The organism is Streptomyces sp. NPDC006691 (assembly GCF_042869955.1).
In the GTDB taxonomy this organism is placed as follows: domain Bacteria; phylum Actinomycetota; class Actinomycetes; order Streptomycetales; family Streptomycetaceae; genus Streptomyces.
Genome location: NZ_JBIAGW010000005.1, coordinates 70,423 through 89,870 on the forward strand (window position 1 = coordinate 70,423; position 19,448 = coordinate 89,870).

Annotated in this window: 20 protein-coding genes; 12 read left to right on the forward strand and 8 right to left on the reverse strand. The window is 71.3% G+C overall.

Annotated elements, in window-relative coordinates:
- Positions 1-40: 40 nt before the first annotated feature.
- Positions 41-667: a TetR/AcrR family transcriptional regulator gene (locus ACFYNP_RS13610; RefSeq protein ID WP_388412727.1), complete on the reverse strand. Its 627-nt coding sequence runs from the start codon at positions 665-667 to the stop codon at positions 41-43.
- A gap of 130 nt (positions 668-797) precedes the next feature.
- Between ACFYNP_RS13610 and ACFYNP_RS13615 the strand changes: the two genes are divergently transcribed.
- The 3 genes from ACFYNP_RS13615 (at position 798) to ACFYNP_RS13625 (ending at position 4,621) form a co-directional block, all read left to right on the forward strand.
- Complete coding sequence (locus ACFYNP_RS13615; protein WP_388785379.1) at positions 798-2,249, forward strand: amidase; 1,452 nt, start codon at positions 798-800, stop codon at positions 2,247-2,249.
- A 143-nt stretch (positions 2,250-2,392) separates the two neighbouring features.
- Positions 2,393-3,913 (forward strand): FAD-dependent monooxygenase, encoded by a 1,521-nt coding sequence (locus ACFYNP_RS13620; protein WP_388785381.1) that lies wholly within the window; start codon positions 2,393-2,395, stop codon positions 3,911-3,913.
- 45 nt (positions 3,914-3,958) lie between these two features.
- Positions 3,959-4,621 (forward strand): SGNH/GDSL hydrolase family protein, encoded by a 663-nt coding sequence (locus ACFYNP_RS13625; protein ID WP_388412730.1) that lies wholly within the window; start codon positions 3,959-3,961, stop codon positions 4,619-4,621.
- A gap of 86 nt (positions 4,622-4,707) precedes the next feature.
- Here the strand turns inward: ACFYNP_RS13625 and ACFYNP_RS13630 are convergent, their stop codons facing one another.
- Complete coding sequence (locus ACFYNP_RS13630) at positions 4,708-4,977, reverse strand: hypothetical protein (protein WP_388785383.1); 270 nt, start codon at positions 4,975-4,977, stop codon at positions 4,708-4,710.
- Between the two features lie 138 nt (positions 4,978-5,115).
- On the opposite strand from ACFYNP_RS13630, the gene ACFYNP_RS13635 reads away from it, so the two are divergent.
- A complete protein-coding gene (locus ACFYNP_RS13635) occupies positions 5,116-6,069 on the forward strand; it encodes an NAD-dependent epimerase/dehydratase family protein (protein WP_388412732.1) in 954 nt (317 codons plus the stop codon).
- Positions 6,070-6,089: 20 nt separating this feature from the next.
- On the opposite strand, the gene ACFYNP_RS13640 is transcribed toward ACFYNP_RS13635, so the two are convergent.
- Positions 6,090-6,506, reverse strand: coding sequence for an organic hydroperoxide resistance protein (locus ACFYNP_RS13640; protein ID WP_388785385.1), 417 nt, complete (start codon positions 6,504-6,506; stop codon positions 6,090-6,092).
- Between the two features lie 134 nt (positions 6,507-6,640).
- Between ACFYNP_RS13640 and ACFYNP_RS13645 the strand changes: the two genes are divergently transcribed.
- From ACFYNP_RS13645 to ACFYNP_RS13665, 5 genes are all read left to right on the forward strand, one after another.
- On the forward strand, positions 6,641-7,117 hold the full coding sequence (locus tag ACFYNP_RS13645; RefSeq protein ID WP_388785387.1) for a MarR family winged helix-turn-helix transcriptional regulator: 477 nt from the start codon (positions 6,641-6,643) through the stop codon (positions 7,115-7,117).
- Positions 7,118-7,169: 52 nt separating this feature from the next.
- Positions 7,170-7,772, forward strand: a complete 603-nt coding sequence (locus ACFYNP_RS13650) for a hypothetical protein (RefSeq protein WP_388785388.1) — start codon at positions 7,170-7,172, stop codon at positions 7,770-7,772.
- Positions 7,773-7,873: 101 nt separating this feature from the next.
- Positions 7,874-8,614 (forward strand): SDR family oxidoreductase, encoded by a 741-nt coding sequence (locus ACFYNP_RS13655; RefSeq protein ID WP_388785390.1) that lies wholly within the window; start codon positions 7,874-7,876, stop codon positions 8,612-8,614.
- A 37-nt stretch (positions 8,615-8,651) separates the two neighbouring features.
- Complete coding sequence (locus ACFYNP_RS13660) at positions 8,652-9,092, forward strand: hypothetical protein (RefSeq protein WP_388785392.1); 441 nt, start codon at positions 8,652-8,654, stop codon at positions 9,090-9,092.
- A gap of 105 nt (positions 9,093-9,197) precedes the next feature.
- Positions 9,198-9,668 (forward strand): hypothetical protein, encoded by a 471-nt coding sequence (locus tag ACFYNP_RS13665; protein ID WP_388785394.1) that lies wholly within the window; start codon positions 9,198-9,200, stop codon positions 9,666-9,668.
- Between the two features lie 32 nt (positions 9,669-9,700).
- On the opposite strand, the gene ACFYNP_RS13670 is transcribed toward ACFYNP_RS13665, so the two are convergent.
- Positions 9,701-10,735, reverse strand: coding sequence for a methyltransferase (locus tag ACFYNP_RS13670; protein ID WP_388785396.1), 1,035 nt, complete (start codon positions 10,733-10,735; stop codon positions 9,701-9,703).
- Between the two features lie 257 nt (positions 10,736-10,992).
- Between ACFYNP_RS13670 and ACFYNP_RS13675 the strand changes: the two genes are divergently transcribed.
- Entirely contained in the window at positions 10,993-11,379 is a 387-nt protein-coding gene (locus tag ACFYNP_RS13675; RefSeq protein ID WP_388785397.1) for a PPOX class F420-dependent oxidoreductase, read from the forward strand.
- A gap of 9 nt (positions 11,380-11,388) precedes the next feature.
- Here the strand turns inward: ACFYNP_RS13675 and ACFYNP_RS13680 are convergent, their stop codons facing one another.
- On the reverse strand, positions 11,389-13,623 hold the full coding sequence (locus tag ACFYNP_RS13680) for an RICIN domain-containing protein (RefSeq protein ID WP_388785399.1): 2,235 nt from the start codon (positions 13,621-13,623) through the stop codon (positions 11,389-11,391).
- A gap of 512 nt (positions 13,624-14,135) precedes the next feature.
- On the opposite strand from ACFYNP_RS13680, the gene ACFYNP_RS13685 reads away from it, so the two are divergent.
- Entirely contained in the window at positions 14,136-14,375 is a 240-nt protein-coding gene (locus tag ACFYNP_RS13685) for a hypothetical protein (RefSeq protein ID WP_388785401.1), read from the forward strand.
- Between the two features lie 81 nt (positions 14,376-14,456).
- Here the strand turns inward: ACFYNP_RS13685 and ACFYNP_RS13690 are convergent, their stop codons facing one another.
- Positions 14,457-15,674 (reverse strand): trans-sulfuration enzyme family protein, encoded by a 1,218-nt coding sequence (locus tag ACFYNP_RS13690; RefSeq protein ID WP_388785402.1) that lies wholly within the window; start codon positions 15,672-15,674, stop codon positions 14,457-14,459.
- A gap of 59 nt (positions 15,675-15,733) precedes the next feature.
- On the opposite strand from ACFYNP_RS13690, the gene ACFYNP_RS13695 reads away from it, so the two are divergent.
- Positions 15,734-16,207: an Lrp/AsnC family transcriptional regulator gene (locus ACFYNP_RS13695; RefSeq protein ID WP_100573104.1), complete on the forward strand. Its 474-nt coding sequence runs from the start codon at positions 15,734-15,736 to the stop codon at positions 16,205-16,207.
- 76 nt (positions 16,208-16,283) lie between these two features.
- Here the strand turns inward: ACFYNP_RS13695 and ACFYNP_RS13700 are convergent, their stop codons facing one another.
- Both ACFYNP_RS13700 and ACFYNP_RS13705 read right to left on the reverse strand, forming a co-directional pair.
- Positions 16,284-17,867 (reverse strand): GMC family oxidoreductase, encoded by a 1,584-nt coding sequence (locus ACFYNP_RS13700; RefSeq protein ID WP_388785404.1) that lies wholly within the window; start codon positions 17,865-17,867, stop codon positions 16,284-16,286.
- Positions 17,848-19,389 (reverse strand): APC family permease, encoded by a 1,542-nt coding sequence (locus tag ACFYNP_RS13705; RefSeq protein WP_388412757.1) that lies wholly within the window; start codon positions 19,387-19,389, stop codon positions 17,848-17,850. The genes ACFYNP_RS13700 and ACFYNP_RS13705 overlap by 20 nt, the downstream gene beginning before the upstream one ends.
- Positions 19,390-19,448 lie beyond the last annotated feature (59 nt).

Here is a 19,448-nt window from a genome sequence, read left to right on the forward strand (position 1 = left end):
CGGGCGGTGGTCGCGGAACGATCGAGGCCGGGACTGGCGGTCAGCCGCCGGTCCTGCGAGGTGCGCCCGCGGGCGAGTGGCTCCGATCCACGATGGCCGCGACGATCGTCATCAGGCGGTCTCCCACCCGGTCGATGCTCCCGTTCTGCGTACTGACCTGCGCGCCTTCGAGCACGAAGGTGATCTCCGCCGCGACCTGTTCGGGGTCGTCGAGGCCGGCCTCGGTGCACAGGCCGACGAGACGACGGGTCTGGCGCGCCTTGTGCTGCTCAATCACCTGGCGTGCCGGATGGGCGCGGTCGGGCAGTTCCGCGAGGGAGTTGATGAAGGGGCACCCCCGGTGCGAAAGCGCCGGAAGGCCTTCGGCGATGAACCGGGCCACGCCCAGGATCTGTTCCCTGGGCCGGCCGGGGTGCTCGGTCTCGACCCGGTCGAACGCCGCCTGATAGTCGGCGGCGACGATGCGCAGCCACTCCGCGACCAGGGCGTCCTTGGTCTCGAAGTGTCGATAGATCGCCATCTTGGTGGTCTCGGCCTTCTCGGCGATCGCCTGGACGCCCACCCGCAGGATTCCCTCGCTCTGGAAGAGCTCCTCGGCCGCGTCGAGGATGCGCTCGCGCGGGGGCAGTTTCGCCACCCTGCTCGGCCTTCTGGCGGTCGATGTCATGACTGCTGCTCCGTGAGGTCCGGTCGGTTGCGGGGCTCCGACTTCCTGCTACGGTACCAGCTCGGCTCACACGATACCGATCGGTATCGAACGGGTCTTGTCGGTATTGCTCCAATCCCTGGGAGAGACAGTGAAAATCAGCGAGTACGTGGGCTACGACGCGGTCGGACTTGCCGGGCTGGTCGCCAAGGGGGAGGTGACCTCCGCGGAGCTCCACATGGCAGCCCGAGCGGCCGCGCGGGCGGTCGAGCCGCGGATCAACGCGATCGCGGAGACCTGGACGCCCGACGACGAGCCCCGCCCCGGCGCCGCACCGCTGGCCGGAGTCCCCTTCCTGATCAAGGACCTCGGCGTCGCCATGGCCGGGCGGCGGATGGAGATGGGCAGCCGGCTCGCGGCCGGCCACGTCTCCGTCGCGGACTCCTTCTTGATGGCGCGCTTCCGTCGCGCCGGCCTCGTGACCTTCGGGCGGACCACCACCCCAGAAATGGCCTACAACACCACGACGGAAACGGAGTTGTACGGCACGACCCGCAACCCGTGGGAGCTGGACCGCAGTGCGGGCGGCTCCAGCGGGGGCGCGGGCGCCGCCGTCGCCGCCGGTGTCGTGCCGATCGCGCATGCCACCGACGCCGCCGGTTCGATCCGCATACCCGCTTCCTACAACGGTCTCTTCGGGCTGAAGCCCACCCGTGGCAGGGTCTCCGTGGGCCCGTTCGTCGACGAGATCTTCAACGGCCTTGCCGTGCAGGGCAGCGTGAGCCGCACCGTGCGGGACAGCGCGGTGCTGCTCGACCAGATGCGCGGCCCCGAGCCTGGCGTCCCGTACGTCGCGCCGGAGCCGCCCCGGCCCTACGCGCACGAGGTCACCCGGCCCCCGGGCTCCCTGCGGATCGGCGTGCTCGCGCACGGGTGGGGCGGACACCGCACCACCACGCCCGTATCGGAAGCCCTCTCGCGCACCGTGCGCCTGCTGGAATCGCTCGGTCACCGCGTGGAGGAGGTCGCAGTCGCACTGGGGGCGGACTGGGAGGAGTTCCTGCTGGCCAACGCCCGCCAGTGGACGGCGAACCTGACGGCCTCGATCGACGAGCTGGCCGAAGCCCTCGGCCGTCCTGTCGACTCCTCCACCCTCGAACCGTCGACCCTGGTCAGCTATCACTACGGGCAGCGCGTCACCGGTGCCGAGTTGGCGACCGCGCTCGCGATCCGCAACCGGGTCGCGCGGAGCATGGCGGCGCACTTCGACACCTACGACATCCTGCTCACCCCGACCGTGCCGGACCTGCCCGTACCTCTGGGCACTCACACCCGGGGAGTGGAGGCGATGGACGGCCTCGGCTGGCTTCGCCGCCTCTTCGACCTCTCGCCGTTCACGGCGGCGTTCAACGTGACCGGCACGCCGGCCATGTCCGTGCCCTTGACGGCGGACGCCGAGACCGGGCTCCCGATCGGCATGCAGTTCGCGGCGGGCTACGGACTGGAGGGCCGCCTCTTCCGTCTCGCCGGGCAACTGGAGGAGGCGAGTCCGTGGTCGGGCCGGACTCCCCCGGTGTGGGCGGGAAGCGTGACGGACGGCTGAGCAGCACGCCCGGCGCGCGCCGTTGTCGGTGATCTGTCGGGGGAGTCGGCGGCCTGTCGGGCCGGTGTCGGCAGGGACTGACACCTTTCGAGAGGTCCGTCCGGGCGACCGCCCGGCGGACGGCTTCGGAAAGGGGATGTCTCATGCACGACGTCGTGATCGTGGGCGCGGGCCCGGTCGGTCTCTTCCTCGCATGCGAACTCGGCCTCTCGGGCTGTTCCGTACTGGTACTGGAGAAGGAGTCGGAGCCGGACTCGCCGTGGCGCACGCAACCGCTGGGCATGCGCGGCCTGTTCGGCTTCTCGGTCGGGGCGTTCTACCGGCGCGGACTGCTGGACGAGCTGCGGTCGGCGTCGTTCACCCTCGAAGGACCGGGCGCTCCTGGCCGATCTGACGCTTCGTCAAGGCCGCGTATGGTGGGCCACTTCGCCGGCATGGTGCTCGATCCGGCCAAGGTCGACACGGCGGCCCTGCCCTTCCGGCTGCCCAGCCCGGCCCCGGACTTCACCATGATCACCCTTCGGGCGCTCGAATCGCTGCTGTCCGAGAGGGCGGTCAAACTGGGAGTCGACATCCGGCGCGGAGTCACCGTGGACGCGGTCGTACAGGACGAGGACCACGTGGTCGTGTCCTCGGGCGAGGCCGGCTTCGAGGCGCGCTGGGGCGTCGGCTGTGACGGCGGACGGAGTGCGGTGCGACGTCTCGCCGGCTTCGAATTCACGGGCACCGAGCCGGAGTTCACCGGATACACCGTTCTCGGTACGCTCGCCGATCCGGAGAAGCTGCGCCCCGGGATCAACCTGACGCCGACAGGCATGTACATCCGGATGGCCATCGACGGACACCTCGGCATGATGGACTTCGACGGCGGCGCCTTCGACCGCACGCGCCGGCCGACGCGCGAGCACCTCCAGACGGTGCTGCGCCGGGTGTCGGGCACCGACGTCACCTTGAGCGACGTCCGCCTCGCCTCCACCTTCACCGATCGGGCCAAGCAGGCGACGGCCTACCGGCGCGGCCGCGTCCTGCTCGCGGGCGACGCTGCCCACATCCACTCGCCGCTCGGTGGCCAGGGCCTGAACACCGGGTTGGGCGACGCCGTGAACCTGGGCTGGAAACTCGCGGCCACCGTGCGCGGGCACGCACCGGACGGACTCCTCGACACCTATGGCCAAGAGCGCCGTCCGATCGGAGCCCAGGTGCTCGACTGGTCGCGCGCCCAGGTCTCGATCATGAGGCCGGACCAGCACGGCCAGGCCATCCAGGGCGTGGTCCGCGACCTGCTCGGCACCCGCGACGGGACGACGTATGTCTTCGAGAAGGTGTCGGGGGCGTCGATCCGCTACGACCTCGGCGACCCGCATCCGCTGGTGGGCCGCAACGCCCCCAACTTCCGTCTGACAGAAGGGACTTGTCTCGGTGAGCTGATGCGGGACGGACTGGGCGTCGTCCTCGACTTCAGTGCCGACCGCCGGCTGAGCGGCCCGGCGGCGTCTTGGCGAAACCGACTGCGCTACGCGACCGGGACGCCGGCGGACGACCTCGGACTCGGTGCCGTACTGGTCCGCCCGGACGGCACCGTCGCCTGGGCGGGCGACCACGCCTTCACTCCCGACGGGTTCGAGAGCGCGGCCTCCCGGTGGTTCGGCCGCCCGCAGGCCTGACCACCCGCACCACCTCCTTCCCGCTACGACCTCCATGGAGCACTCATGACCATCGCCCTCCGACCGGGCAGCACCGTCATGTTCACCGGCGACTCGATCACCGACTGCCAACGCCGTGAGAGCGAAGACGGTCTCGGATTCGGCTATCCGATGCAGATCGCGGGCCAGTGGGGCCTCCGGCATCCGGACCGCCCCGTGACCTGGCTCAACACCGGGACGGGCGGCCACAAGGTGAGCGACCTCGAAGCGCGCTGGCAGACGGACGTGCTCGACGTGCGCCCCGACGTCGTGTCGATCCTCGTCGGCGTGAACGACATGGGCTGGCACACGCTGGACCCCGACGGCTACGTGATCACGGCCGAGGAGTTCGCGGCGGGCTACGAGCGGCTGCTCGCCCCGCTCGCGGATGCGGGCACCCAGCTCATCCTCATCGAGCCGTTCCTCCTCCCGATCGACGGCGTCATCGAGGCCGGTACCGCGCTCGTCGGCGACAAGGAACGCAAGGAGTGGCGCACGGACCTGGACCCGAAGATCCGGGTCGTGCGCGAACTCGCCCGTACCCACGGGGCTCATCTGCTGGCCGCGGACGGCATGTTCGCCGAGTTGGCGGCGACGACCGAGCTGGGGCACTGGTCCGCGGACGGCGTGCACCCGTCGCCGGCCGGCCACGCCGCGCTCACAGCGGCCTGGCTGCGTCTGGTCGCCTGACCGGTGCGGGCCCCGGCGGGACTCCGGCAGGGCGGGACGGTACGGCTGGCGCCCTCGCGCGGCCTGCTCGACCGGGGTGCCCGGATTCAGCAGCCGCCCTTGCCCTTGAGCAGGTACTTCTCGGCCCACTGGGCCAGTTCCGTGAGGGCGGGTCCCAGAGCGGCCAGTTCCGTGAGGGCGGGCCCCAGAGCGGCCCCCGACTCCGTGAGCCGGTACGAGACACGGAGGGCCTGCGACAGCGGGATGCCGCTGCTCCTGGCCGTGCTGCTCGCCTTGGTGGGCAGCGGGTGCTGCCAGATGGGCGACCACCGCCCGCTTTCGCATGCCGCCGTACGGCCGTGGGCCCTGGACCCCACCCCCGCCCCTCCACCATCGACATGGCGGCATCATCACGCCATTGCGTCGACCAGTAGCGCGCGTTACAGTCTCTAACTAACGGCACTGCACATAACACTGCCGGGTGCGGCAACGCCCCGGCCAGGAGGGGATCCGTCATGGCACACACCGAAAGCAATCTGCATGTGGTTCTCGGCTCGGGACCGGCCGGCACCGCCCTCGCCACCGAGCTCGCCCACCGCGGCCACCCGGTCCGGCTCGTCGACCGGTCCGCGACGGGCGCCGCCCCGGCGGGCGTCGACCGGATGCGGGGTGACGTCTCGACGCCCGAGGGGGCCGCCGCCGCCATCCACGGGGCAGGGGTCGTCTACCACTGCGTGAACGTCGCCTACCAACTCCAGGTCGACGTCATGCCCCGGATCCAGCGGGCGGTGCTCGGCGCCGCGGAGGCGGAGGGGGCCCGTCTGGTCGTGCTCGACACGCTCTATCCGTACGGCAGGACGGGCGGCGAGGTGATGACCGAGGAGACGCCCTGGCGCGCCACCACCCACAAGGGCCGGATGCGTGCCGAGCTCGACGAGATCTACCTGGCCGCGCACCGCGAGGAGCGCGCTTCGGTGGTGCTCGGCCGCTCCGCCGACTTCGTCGGCCCCGGCGTCCTCAACTCGACGCTCGGCGCGGCGGTCTTCCCCGGCGCACTGACCGGCGGCGAGGTGCTGACCCTGGGCGACATCGACCTGCCGCACAGCTACACCGACATCCGCGCGGTGGCCGCCGGGCTCGCCACGCTCGGCGAGAGCCCGCACGGCGACGGCCGCGTCTGGCACCTCCCGACGGCACCGGCCCGGACCACCCGCGAGGTCCTCGGCATGGTCGAGGACCGGGTGGGCCGCCCGCTGAAGATCGTCACGCTGGACTCGCCGCGCCCCTTCGGCCCGTTCGACGAGGTCTTCATGGATGCGTACGCCGAGATGTTCTACCAGCACACCGAGCCGCAGATCATGGACTCGGGCGCCTTCGAGGCCGCGTTCCGCACGGCGCCGGTCCCGCTGGGCGACACCCTCGACGCCACGCTCGCGTGGTACCGCGGCCTGCTGGCCAAGCAGTCCTGAACGCCGGCACACGCTCGGGGCTACTCGATGACGATCTCGAAGGGGATGTTGCCGCGGGTGGCCTTGGAGTACGGGCAGGCGGCGTGCGTCAGCTCGACGAGCTTCGCGCCGGTCTCGCCCTCCAGGTGCTCGGGGAGCTCGACGCGCATGACGACGCCGATGCCGAAGCCGCCGTCGGCCGGGTCCTTGCCGATGCCGACCTCGGCGGTCACCGAGACGTCCTTGACGTCGAGCTTCAGCTGCCGGGCGACCGAGCCCATGGCACTGGCGAAGCAGGCCGCGTACCCGGCGGCGAAGAGCTGCTCGGGGTTGGTGCCCCGGCCGTTGCCCCCGAGGGCCGGCGGGAAGGCGAGCGGGAGGTCGAGCTGCCCGTCGGAGCTGACGGTGCGGCCCTCCCGGCCGTTGGCGGTCGCCACTGCGGTGTAGAGCGCGTCCATGGGATCGGTTCCTCTCGTGTCGCTCCGTACGGATCCGGTGCGGCTCCGTACGGGGAAGCCTCGGCTGCCCGGAACCAACTGAAGCACACAATTAAGTTGTGCACAACTGAATGGCGTGGTGTTAGCCTGGCCGCATGGTGACCACGCCCCCCGCCCGCCCGCACGACGAGGACTACCTGCGGCTCGATCTCCAGCTCTGCTTCTCGCTGCACGCGGCCTCGCGCGCCTTCAACGGCGTCTACCGCACGCTCCTGAAGAACCTGGGTCTGACGTATCCGCAGTACCTCGTGATGCTGACGCTCTGGGAGCACGGCGAGCTGCCGGTCAAGAGCATCGGCGAGAAGCTGCGGCTGGATTCCGGCACGCTCTCACCGCTGCTCAAGCGCCTGGAGTCGGCGGGCTTCGTCGAGCGGCACCGCAGCCGGGCGGACGAGCGGTCCGTCACCATCCGCCTCACCGACCAGGGCACGGCCCTGCGGGAGCGCGCCCGGGTGGTGCCGCACCACATCGCGCGCGCGGTCAACCTCCCCCCCGAGGACTTCCACACCCTGCGCACCCTCCTGGCCACCCTGACCGAGGGCCTCGATGCCGCGGCGGCGGCCCACCCATAGCCCAGCCGCAATCCATGTGCGCGTCCCACACGGCCCGGCATAGCCTGCGCCGATGAGTGGCTTCGCGACACACCGACAACGCGTACACGACGTGCGGCTGACGCCGCGTGCCCGGCACGCGAACCTGCGCACCTGTGTGGTGATGTTCGCTCCCTACGGGTTTCGGGCGACCTATCACCACCTCTGCGTCAGTGCCGGTGTACCCAGGGACCTCGCATCGGATCCGGAGTCCCTGGTGCGAGCCGTGGAAGAGCTCGGCGCCGCGCGGCAGTTGTGGCTCGCCGACGAGGCCGCGTACACCGATCGCCGTCGGCGCGAGAAGGCCGTCGGCCGCCGGTATCTGCCCGTCGACCACCATCGGCGGGCGCGCCGACGCGGCCCCGGCGGAAGTCTCGCCTTCTGCCCGGACCCCGGGTTCCACCCCGGCGGACCGCTGCCGGTGGTGGTGGCCCGCGTCCTCGCCGCCGAGCCCTCCTCCGCGTGCCCGGCGTGCGACGGACGGGCCGGCACGACCCGGTGGTTCTCCGGCCACGACGAGCACGACCTCTGTGCCCGGTGCGGGATCACGCTCGGGTCCCGCCCGGCCGGGCGGGACGTCCGGGTCGCGCGGGAGCGTCACGAGCGGTGGATCGCCATCTGGCGGCGTACCGCATGACCCCGAAGGCCACGGACATGGGGGCCGTGCGCCGATCCGCCGCCCGTACGGTAGGACTTGCTGCGGCGCGCAGGGCACACCGACCAGCACAGGAGAAGCACATGGCACGTCCGGTCACCCTCGTCACCGGCGGCAGCCGGGGCATCGGCGCGGCGACCTGCGCCCGGCTCGCCACCGACGGGCACGATCTCGTCCTCGGGTACGTCAGCAACGAGGAGGCCGCCCGGGAGGCGGCCGCGGCGGTGCGCGCCGCCGGGGCCCGCTGCGTCACCGTGCGGGCCGACACCTCTCAAGAGGCGGACGTGGAGCGGCTGTTCGACACGGCCGCGGCGGAGCTGGGCCCGGTGACCGGCCTGGTCAACAACGCCGGGGTCACCGGGCCGCTCACCCGGCTCGCGGACGCGCGCACCGAGGACCTGCGCCGGGTTCTTGAGGTGAACCTGCTCGGCTATCTCCTCTGCTGCCGCCGCGCGGCCCGCGACATGGCGGCCTCCGGCGGCGGTGCCATCGTCAACATCTCCTCCGCGGCGGCCACCCTCGGCAGCCCCGGCGACTACGTCCACTACGCGGCGTCCAAGGCGGCCACCGACACCCTGACCATCGGCCTGTCCAAGGAGCTCGGCCAGGATCGCATCCGGGTCAACGCGGTCTCGCCCGGCCTGATCGACACCGACATGCACGCCACGATGGGCGACCCCGGGCGCCCGGCCAGGATGGCCGACAGCATCCCGCTCGGCCGCCCGGGCCAGGCGTCCGAGATCGCGGCGGCCGTCTCCTGGCTCCTGTCGCCCGACGCCTCGTACACCACCGGCGCGATCCTGCGGGTCTCCGGCGGAAGGTGAACCGTGCGGATACGGGGGCGAGTTGAGGAGTGGCCGGATGACTGACGCGGCGCGGCCGTTCGAGCCGGCCACGGGCGACGGGCCCGTCGTGCGGGGCACCGAGCGGGCGGCCGCCGTGCGCACCGCCTTCGACGGCCTGCTGAACATCCGCCGGGTCATGGGGGCATCGGGCCCCGCCGAGTGGGAGCGGCTCAAGCCGGTGCGGGCCGTCGCCCTCGCCCTGGAGGCCGCGGGCATCGAGCCCTCCGCCGTGGACGGCGACGGTACGCGGTGCGCCACGGGCTATCGGGCGAGCGCCGAGGACGGCGGCCGCGCGGTCCGCGTCGAGTGGCTGGGCCCGCCCGGAAGCGGCGCCGAGTACGCGGCGAACGAGGCGCTGCGGCGGTGCGCCGAAGCGCTGCGGGCGCTGGGGTGGGTGGCGTTGGAGTACCGCGGGCCGCGTCGGCACCACTACCTGGAGGTCGAACCGGCGGGGTGACGCACCGCCGGTTCGCACGTCATGCACCGCCGGTTCGCACGTCCTCCCGACTGCCGCTAGAGTGCGATGCTTGTTCGAATGTCCAGGGGTGTGGGGGGAAGCGGCGTGAACGCGCAACTACGGGAGACAGCAGGCGAGTTGGCCGAGCTGTTGTGGCGGGAGCACACGCTGTACCGCGAACGGTCGGGCACCGTGGTCATCCGGGGCCCCCACGTCGAACGCTGGATCAGCCTCTCCCCCACCGGCGGCAAGGACCAGGTCCTGATCCGGGCCGGCCGCATCCTGGAGGGCGGGACCACCGCCCCGGCCCGCTCGGAGACGGTGGCCAGTCTCACCGTGGGCAGGGCCGAACTCGCGGCGATCTGCCGGAGGTTGCTCGCGGAGACGGCCGCGGGGCCCGCCCCCCGCGGCGCCGCGCACCCGCCGAGGCCGGGCGGACCACGCAGGACGAAGGCGAGACGGACGGCGAAGCCGGCGCGCGGGAACCGGCACACCGGCCTCGCCTCCTGGCTCGTCATCGTCGCCCTGCTCGGCATCCTCGCCCTGTACGTCCGCGATCTCGCCGCGGGGGCGTAGCGGCCGGCCCGTCGACGAGCGGCCGGGGCCGCTCAGACCGCCTCCGCTTCGATGATCGACGACAGCGACGGCGTGGACAGGACGCGGTGCAGGCGGAAGCCGGACCGGGTGAGCAGGCTCGCGAACTCCGCGGCCGTGCGCTCCCTGCCCTTCAGCACCATGAGCATGATCATGTCCAGCTCGACGGCGGGGTGCGGATCGCCGCTGTCGGGCAGGACCGCGTCCACCACCAGGAGCCGCTTGCCCGGGGCGGCGGCCCGGCGGACGGCGCCCAGGATGCGCAGGCAGTCCTCGTCGTCCCAGTCGTGCAGGATGTTCTTGAGCAGATAGAGGTCGCCGTCGGCCGGTACCTCGGTGAAGAAGTCGCCGCCCGCCACGCTCCAGCGTCCGGCCAGCTCCTCGGTGTCGAGCAGATGGTCCGACACGGTGTCCGGGCGGTCGAACAGCACGCCGTTCAAGCCCGGTTCACGGCTCAGTACCGCGCGCAGGAAGCCGCCCCGTCCGCCACCGACATCGACGACGGTCCCGCTGCCGGGGAACGCGTAGCTGCCCGCGACGCGCTCGACGACCCGGCCGGACAGCGAGGCCATACCGGCGTCGAAGAGGTCCCGCGCCTCGGGCGTCGTCGCCAGGTGCTCGAAGAACGGGCGCCCATAGGCGGCTTCGAACGGGGTCTCCCCCGTGCGCAGGGTGTCCGTGATGCCGTAGGAGGCGCGGCGGAGCATCTCGTCGGTGATGAACAGGGCCGCCGCGTGCTGCGATCCGGGAACGTCGGTACGCAGCAATAGCCCCGCCTCGGTCAGGCCGAAGGCGCCGCTGCCGTCCTGGCTGAAAAGGCCGTGCATCGCGAGCAGCCGCAGGACGCGCCGCAGGGAGTCCGCGTGCAGGCCGGAGTCCTTGGCGAGGTCCTCGACGGTACGGGGGCCGTCGGCGAGACGGTCCGCGATGCGGTGGACCGCCACGGCCCGTACCGCGGCCGAGTAGATGTGTCCGTACACCAGCCCGTTGAGCGGTGAGGGGCCGGCGGGGGCGGTGGGGTGCTGCGGGTGGTCCGAGCTGGTCGCCAACGGTCGCTCCTGTCGTCACGCGAGGTGGCCGCTGTCGCGGCAGAGGTCTGCCGTCCCATCGTCGCAGCGCGTCCCGCGCGGGGGTGCGGCTTTCGGCCGGGCCGGTGTGCCGTCAAGCCGCCTTCCGGTCACGGGCCGTCGCACGGGCCGCCGTGGCCTCCGGTTCGGTCCGCCGTGGCCTCCGATTCGGTCCGCCGTCGGGGCCCACCTGCTAGAAAGGGCCTTCCAGCTTCTCCGCGGACCCGAGGGACGGCGTCATGCCCACCGAAGTACTGAACCGGCTCGGCGCCGGCAAGTACCTGCTCGTCACGACGTACAAGAAGAACGGCACGGGCGTCGCCACGCCGGTGTGGGTGGTCCGGGACGGCGATGCCCTGATGATCTGGACGGTCGCCGACTCCTGGAAGGTCAAGCGCATCCGCAACCGGTCCGATGTGCTGGTCGGCCCCTGCGACGTGCGCGGCAACCCGACGGGCGAGCCGCATCCGGCGACCGCGGAGATCTGCGACCCGGCGGCCGCCGATGCCTGCCGGGCCCTGCTGCGGCGCAAGTACGGCGTGATCGGACGGCTCACCCTGCTCGGCAGCCGGCTGCGGCGCGGCGCGACGGGCACGGTGGCCGTCCGGATCACCCTCGACGACTGACCGGGGGCGCTAGGGGCCCGAGACCAGGTCGGCCACGTTGGTCGCGGAGTTGGAGGGCCCTCCGGCGGTGTTGATGACGTGGTTGATGGTGCCGGTGCCGCCGAGGGAGACCGTCACCATGTCGTGGAAGCGGACTGCCGGGGCGGCGGGTGCCTCGAAGGCGTGCTCGGCCACCACCGAGGGGTTGGAGCTGAAGTAGCAGTAGCTGCCGAGCCCCCAGGCCTCGTGGCTGGTCACGCCGCTCGCCACCTTGTACGCGTCGTAGCCGCGGGTCGATCCGTTCATCCAGGACGCCTGGTCCGGCGGGTCGTAGGGCATCTCGTTCTGGAAGAAGTAGGTGCGGCCGCCGTTGCCGTTCCAGATGACCTGGTGCTGCTGGTAGTGCTCGACGAACAGGCCGTACATCGTGACGTCGGTGCCGTTCACGATGAGGCCGTTGGCGGCCGTGTTGCTGGTCCAGCCGACGCCGCTGCCGTGGTCGGCGCGCCACAGCCACATGTGGTCGCCGATGACGTCGGAGCTGTTGACGACCAGGCTCTGGGTCGCTCTGCCGACTCCGGCGCCGCCGATGCGGAAGAACACGTCGTGCAGGGAGGTCGGGTCGGCGCCGTGCCGGGCGCTCGCGCCGCTCTGCCCGATCCGCATCAGCGTCCCGGAGTTGGTGGTGCCCGCGTCGATGAGCAGACCGGCCACGTTCACGCCGTCGACGTCGGCGACGCTCATCGCGCTGATGCCGTTGTCGGGGACCAGGGTGGCGAGTCCGAGGCCGAGCACGACGGTGTCCGCCCGGTTCACGTTCAGGGTTTGGTCGAGGTGGTAGACACCTGGTGTGAACAGCAGGTTCTTGCCCTGGGCGAGTGCTTGGTTGATGTCGGTCGCCGTCGCGCCCGGCTTCACGATGAAGAAGGTGTCGATCCCGAGCGAGCTGCCGGGCCGGCTGCCGCCCGACCAGGTCGTGCCCTGGGAGTTGGTCCGCAGGGCCGGCACGAACACCTTGTACGCACCGGCCCCGTCCACGTACAGGAACGGCTTCTCACGGGTCACGGGTGACTGCGCGACCGTGGTGTAGGGCGGGTTGGGGAAGGTGTTGGCGGGGGCGTTGACGTCGCCGACGAAGACCATGTTCCAGTTGGAGCCGTTCCAGCCGCCCCACTGGGTGTTGCGCGAGAGCCACTGCTGCTGGGAGCCGGAGCGCACCTGGCCGTCGATCTTCGAGTCGGCGATGAAACCGCCGCTCGACCAGCCGCCGTCGTCGAGCTGGAGGTCGCCGCGCACGTGCATCCGGCGGTAGGGGGCTGCCTGGGACACCGCCCAGCGGTCGCTGCCGCCGGTGGGGTTGACCGACAGGTTCTCGGCGGAGCGCCAGAAGTTCTGGGTGGCGTTGCCCTGGAACCAGTCGGCCTCGGCGTGCACGGCACCGTTGATGGTGACGTCGTCCGGGGAGAGGCCGAGGCCGGCGACCTGGGTGTAGAAGCCCACGTTCGCGTCGGCGCTGTAGGTACCGGGCTTGAAGAGCAGGGCGTAGCGCTGCGCGCCGAACTGGTTCTTCTCCTGCTGGGCGAAGACCTGGTTGAGCCTGCCCTGGATGGCGGAGGCGGACATCGACGGATCGAAGACGGTGACGTTGGGCCCGAAGTCCGGTGTGCCGGAGGGGGGTTGGGGCCCGCTCGCGGCGTCCACCGCGAACGACTGGGCCGCGCTCGCGTTGCACGCGTACTGCTGCATCCGGGCGCCGTCCGCCGTCGAGGCGCTCGGCACGTCGAGGCACTTGCCGCTGTTGCGGTTCACGAAGTGGTAGGTGCCGCCCGCCTCCTGGACGGGCAGCCACTGCTGGTTGGCCCCGCCGCCGTACGTCCACAGCTGGATCGGCGCGGAGTCGGCGGTCGAGACATCGGTGACGTCCCAGGCCTTGGTCGGGTCGTTGCGATTGTTGACGCGGACGTATCCGCTGCTCGTCGTCTGGAACTGCCACTGCTGCGCGGCACTCGCGTTGCAGGCGTACTGCTGGACGGCCGTGCCGTCGGCGGTGCCGGCCGCGGCCGCGTCCACGCACTTGCCGCTGTTCCCGGCCGCCACGGTGACCCAGCCCGACGGGAGGCCGACGGCGTGTGCCGAGGGGGCGAGGGCGGTCGCCGACACCAGAGAGGCCAGCAGTGCGCCCAGGGCGAGCAGCGGGACGATGGGGGTGGCGCGGTGCGGGGGCCGGGGCGGGATCAGGGGCCGGGGTGATCCGGGAGTTCTCATACGTCTCTCCTGTACCGCGGGGTGCACGGAGTAAGTGGGGGGTGTACGGGAGGAGTTGCGAACCGGGAACTGCGCGAGGGCGTCACGAGTGGCGCGTGGGGTTCATGGCTTTCTTCAAGGTGTGAAGTTAGGAGGGCCCGGCGGACCCGTCAAGAGTTCGGGTACGGAAGAAGTTCCGATGGGCGGGGCGGGTGGCTGGTAGCTTGACGCGTCCGGAAAAGCGCTTCGCAAGGGGACGATCAGCAGTGCACAGGTTCTCGCGTACCACCGGCCTCGCCTCCGTGGGGCTCGCCGCGGCCCTTCTGGCCTCGGGGTGCAGCAGCGGAGGTTCCGACAAGGCTTCGGACAAGCCGTCGGGACAGACGTCGGGGCGGGCAACGCCGGGCAGCAGCGCGCCGGCGCAGGCTCCGGCAGGGTCGGGCGGAGCCTCGACTCCCGGTCGGGGCAAGGGATCCGCCGCTCCGGGGGGTTCGGCGCCCGGCGCCAAGGGGCTCGACGGGAACTGGGTCGCCGTGACCCAGGGCAAGCCCGTCGCACTCGTCATCAAGGGCAAGGTGGCCTCGGTGCTCGGCGAGCACCTGTGCAACGGAACGGCGAACAGCACCGCCGGGACGACGGCGCTGCGTCTGACGTGCGCGGACGGGAACACCACACGCGTCAGGGGCACGGCGAGGATGAACGGCGCCAAGCTGGAGGTCAGTTGGGACGGTTTTGGCAAGGACGAGTTCAGCCGGAACAAGACGAACGGCTGAGGCCGGGGCACCCCGCGAACGGGACACGCCACGGCCTCGCCCGGCCCCCGGGGCTGCTCGGAGCCACCGGGCCGGCCCCGCTCACGCGTCGGCGAACCGCACCCGCCCGGAGGCGGGCAGGGCACGAACACCCGTGACTGGCACGGCAGTTGTGAGCGACTCACCGAGCGCCTGGTCCAGGTCCCGCCACAGGTCCCCGGCGTCCTCCAGGCCGACCGACATGCGCAGCAGTCGGTCGCTGACGCCGCAGGAGGCACGGTCGTCCTCGGGCACGATGCGGTGGCTGATCGAGGCCGGGTGCTGGATGAGGGTGTCGACGCTGCCGAGGCTGACGGCCGGGGTGATCAGCCGGACCCGGGCGATCACCTCGTGCGGGTCGGCGAGCGTCTCGAAGGCCACCATGGCGCCGCCCACCTTCGGGTAGTGGACGCGGAGCACGCGCGGGTCGGCGGTGAGCCGGGCCGCGAGCCCGGCGGCGGTGGCGGACGCGGCCCGCACGCGCACCGGCAGGGTCGAGAGTCCCCGCAGGAGCAGGTAGCCGGCGAGCGGGTGCAGGACGCCGCCCGTGGCGAAGCGGATCTGGCGCAGCCGGCGGGCGAAGGCCTCGTCGCAGGCGACGACTCCCCCGAGGACGTCCCCGTGGCCGCCGAGATACTTCGTCGCGCTGTGCAGCACGAGCCGGGCGCCGCTGCTGACGGGCCGCTGGAGTACGGGCGTGGCGAAGGTGTTGTCGACGAGCAGCGGCACCGTGCCGCAGGCCTCGGCGAGCGCCGCCAGGTCCACCTCGGCGAGGGTCGGGTTGGCGGGGCTCTCGACCATGACCAGGGCGGTGTCGGGGCGGAGCGCGTCGGCGACGGCCTCCGGGTCGGCCCAGGTGACCTCGGTGCCGAGCAGCCCGGCGGTCAGCAGGTGGTCGCTGCATCCGTACAGCGGGCGCACCGCGACGACGTGGCGGCGGCCCGTGGCGTGCTGGGCGAGCAGGACGGCCGACAGCGCCGCCATGCCGCTGGCGAAGGCGACGGCGGCCTCGGTTCCCTCCAAGGTGGCCAGCGCCGTCTCGAAGCGGGCGACGGTCGGGTTGCCGAGCCGGCCGTAGACCGGCGGGCCCTCGGGGGTCTCGCCGGTGGCGGCGAAGGCGTCGATCCTGGCCGCCTCGCCCCGGCTGTCGTACGAGGGGTAGGTGGTGGAGAGGTCGATCGGCGGGGCGTGCAGCCCGAGACCGGCGAGGTCTTCGCGGCCCGCGTGCACGGCGAGGGTGTCCACGGCTCTGGCGTCCACGGGGGTGGTGTCGGCGTCCATGGGTCCACTGTGAACAGTGGCCGGGCCATCGCGGCCGTACCCCGTGTTACGTTCGGGCCATGGCCGATTCCGTCGTACTGGACCCGGTGGATCTGCACATTCTGCGCCTCTTGCAGAACGACGCACGCATGACCTACCGCGATCTCGCCGCCGAGGTGGGCGTCGCGCCCTCCACCTGTCTGGACCGCGTGGCGCGACTGCGGCGATCCGGGGTGATCTTGGGATATCAGCTGCGCGTAGACCCGGCGAAGCTGGGGCGGGGGCTTCAGGCGCTGCTTTCGGTGCAGGTGCGTCCGCACCGGCGCGATCTGATCGGCCCGTTCGTGGAGCGGGTCAGGGCGCTGCCGGAGTCCCGGTCGCTCTTCCATCTGACCGGGCCCGACGACTACCTCGTGCATGTGACCGTCGCGGACACGGCCGATCTTCAGCGGCTCGTCCTGGACGAGTTCACCTCGCGGCCGGAGGTGGCCCGGGTGGAGACCCGGCTCATCTTCCAGCAGTGGGACTGCGGGCCCCTGCTGCCTCCGGCCTAGGGCCGGTCCGGCGGACGGGCCCCAGGAGACCGGTCCCGGGCCCCGTGCAGGAGGCCCGGAACCGGTCGACGGGGGGTCAGCGCGCGTCGGCCTTCAGCAGGTCGGCGCACTTCTCGCCGATCGCCATGGTCGTGATGCACGGGTTGACGGTGACGAGTTCCGGCATGACCGATCCGTCGCAGACCCGCAGTCCTTCGATGCCCTTGACGCGCAGCCGGGCGTCCACCGGAGCCATCGCGTCGTCGTCGGCACCCATCTTCACCGTCGAGGCGGGGTGGTAGACGGTGTTGTGGGTCTTGCGGATGTAGTCGAGCAGCTCGTCGTCGGTGCGCACGTCCGGGCCCGGGGCGAGCTCGGCGCCCGCCCAGCCGCTCAGTGCGGGCTGTGCCGCGATCTTCCGGGCCAGCTTGAGGCCGTACGTCATGACGCGCTCGTCGTGCTCGTGCGTGAAGTAGCGCGGGTCGACCATCGGCTTGTCCCGGTAGTCGCGGGTGCGCAGGCGCACGGTGCCGCGGGACTTGGCCTGCGTCACGTTGGGGGTGAGGCAGAACGCGTTCTCGGTGGTCGGGTAGCCGTAGCGCGCGGTGTTCATGTCGAACGGCACCTGGCCGTAGTGGAACATCAAGTCGGGGCGTTCCAGGCCGGGTTCGGTGTCCGCGAAGATGCCGATCTCCCACCACTGGGTGGAGGCCGTCGTCATGGGCTGCTTGGCCTCCCACATGATGACGCCCTCGGGGTGGTCCTGGAGGTTCTCGCCGACGCCGGGGGCGTCGACCAGGACGTCCACACCCACCTCGCGCAGATGGGCGGCCGGCCCGATGCCCGAGAGCATCAGGAGCTTGGGGGTGTCGATCGAGCCGCAGGACACGATGACCTCGCGCCGCGCGGTGACGGTACGGGTGTGGATGAGGTCCGGGTCGAGGTACTCCGCACCGGTGCAGCGGCGGTTCGCATCGATGATCAGCTTCTTGGCGCGCACCCCGGTGCGTACGACGAGGTTGGGGCGCTTGTCCATCACCGGGTGCAGGTAGGCCACCGAGGAGGACTGACGGATGTTGTTCTCGTCGGAGTTGATCTGGAACCAGTTGGCGCCCCGGACCACCGTCTTGCCGTCGTTGAACTGCGTGGTGGGGATGCCCTGTTGGGCACACGCTTCGAGCAGCGCCGCGCCGCACGGATCGGACGACTTGACGTTGCGGATCTTCACCGGGCCGCTGCGGCCGTGGTGGTCGCCGGGGGCGTCGTTGGTCTCCAGGCGCTGGTACAGCGGGAAGATGTCGGCCGCGCCCCAGCCCGAACAGCCCGCCGCCTCCCAGGCGTTGAGGTCTTCGGCGGGTGCCCAGAAGGCGATGCACGAGTTGTGCGAGGAGCAGCCGCCGAGCACCTTGGCGCGGGCGTGCCGCATGAAGCTGTTGCCGTGGGACTGGGGCTCGACCGGGTAGTCCCAGTCGTAGCCGGATTCGAGCAGGCCCATCCAGCGGTCCAGCTTGAGGACGTTGTCGTCGCCGACGTCGGAGGGACCGGCCTCCAGGACGCACACGGTGACCGAGGGATCCTCGCTGAGCCGGGCCGCGACCACGTTGCCCGCCGTGCCGCCGCCGACGACGACGTAGTCGAACTCCTCGGTGGGAACGGGGGATTCAGTGGGCTGTGTGGACATGGGTCTCTGACTCACTTTCGGTTTCCGATGCGGCGTGGCTCGCCAGGACGCCGGTCTTGTGGCGCTGGACGAACCAGTAGTAGGCGAAGCCGCCGAGCAGGACGGCTCCGACGAAGAGGAAGGCGCCCCAGCGCAGGTACCAGTGGTAGGGGGCGGTGGCGTTGTAGACCTCGGCGCGCGGCCAGGCCAGGTTGAGCGTCATGGCGCCGCCCCACAGCACGCCGAGGATGTTCACCGGCAGGCCCCAGCGGCCCAGCGAGAACTTGCCGTCGCCGGCCGGGGTCCACTTGCCGCGCAGCCGGGCGACGAGCATCGGCAGGGTGACCAGGAGGTAGGCGACGTAGATCATGATGATGCCGATGCTGGTGACCACCGAGAAGATCTGCGGCTGGCGGATGTTCACCAGGAGGATCGCCAGGGCCAGGACACCGATGACGACGGCCGGCAGCACGGGGGTCTGGAAGCGCGGGCTGACCTTGGCCATCAGCGACGCGGCCGGCAGGTTGTTGTCCCGGGACATCGCGAAGGCGAGGCGGATGGCGGCGGTGTGCACGGCGAGGGCGCACACGGTGACCGCGATCAGGACGCACCACAGCATGAGCTTGCCGCCGGTGTCGCCGAGCACGTCGAGCACCACGTACTGGAGGCCGTCGGTGGTGATGCCCTTGCCGTCGAGGCTGGAGACGCTCATCAGGGCGAGGATCAGGATCAGGCCACCGAGCACGAACGAGGCGAGCAGGGCCCGCAGGATCGCGCGCGGCGCGTTGCGGGACGGGTCGACGGACTCCTCGCCGAGGGAGGCGGCCGTGTCGAAGCCGTACATCACATAGGCGGAGGCGAGGGCCGCGGTGAGGAAGGCGCCCATGTAGCCGAAGCTGCCGCTGCCGCCGTGGCCGTGGGTGTCGAGGACGACGGAGGGGCCGCGCACGACATGGACGGCGAACAGGACGATCAGGACGACGGTGGCGACGAGTTCGAGGAAGACGCCGGCCGTGTTGATGCGGGCCATCAGCTTGACGCCGAACGCGTTGACCAGGGTGGTGAAGAGGATCAGCACCGCGGCGAGGATCACGGCGTTGGTGGCGACGTCGTAGGTGCCGGTGCCGTCGCCGACTATCTGGAACACCTTGGAGATCTGCGGCAGGGTGGCCTGGTAGGCGAGGGCCACCGCGGCGATCGACACGATCGAGGCGATCAGCATCATCCAGCCGGCCAGCCAGCCGACGTGCGGGCCGCCGAGTTTCTTGGCCCAGTTGTAGACCGACCCGGCCACCGGGTACTTGGCGGCGAGTTCGGCGAAGCAGAGGGCGACCATCAGCTGGCCGACGAAGACCAGCGGCCAGGACCACCAGTAGGCGGGGCCGCCGAAGCCGAAGCCGAAGTAGAACAGCTGGAAGGTGCCGGTCAGGATCGAGATGTAGCTGATGCCTGCGGCGAAGGTGTGGAAGTTGCCGAGGGTGCGCTTGAGTTCGGGTCTGTAACCGAACTCCCGGAGATCGTCGTCATCCTTCGTCATGCTCATGACCAGACTCCAAGTAGGCAGGGATTCAGGAGGGGGCACGGTGCGGTGACCGGCCGTCC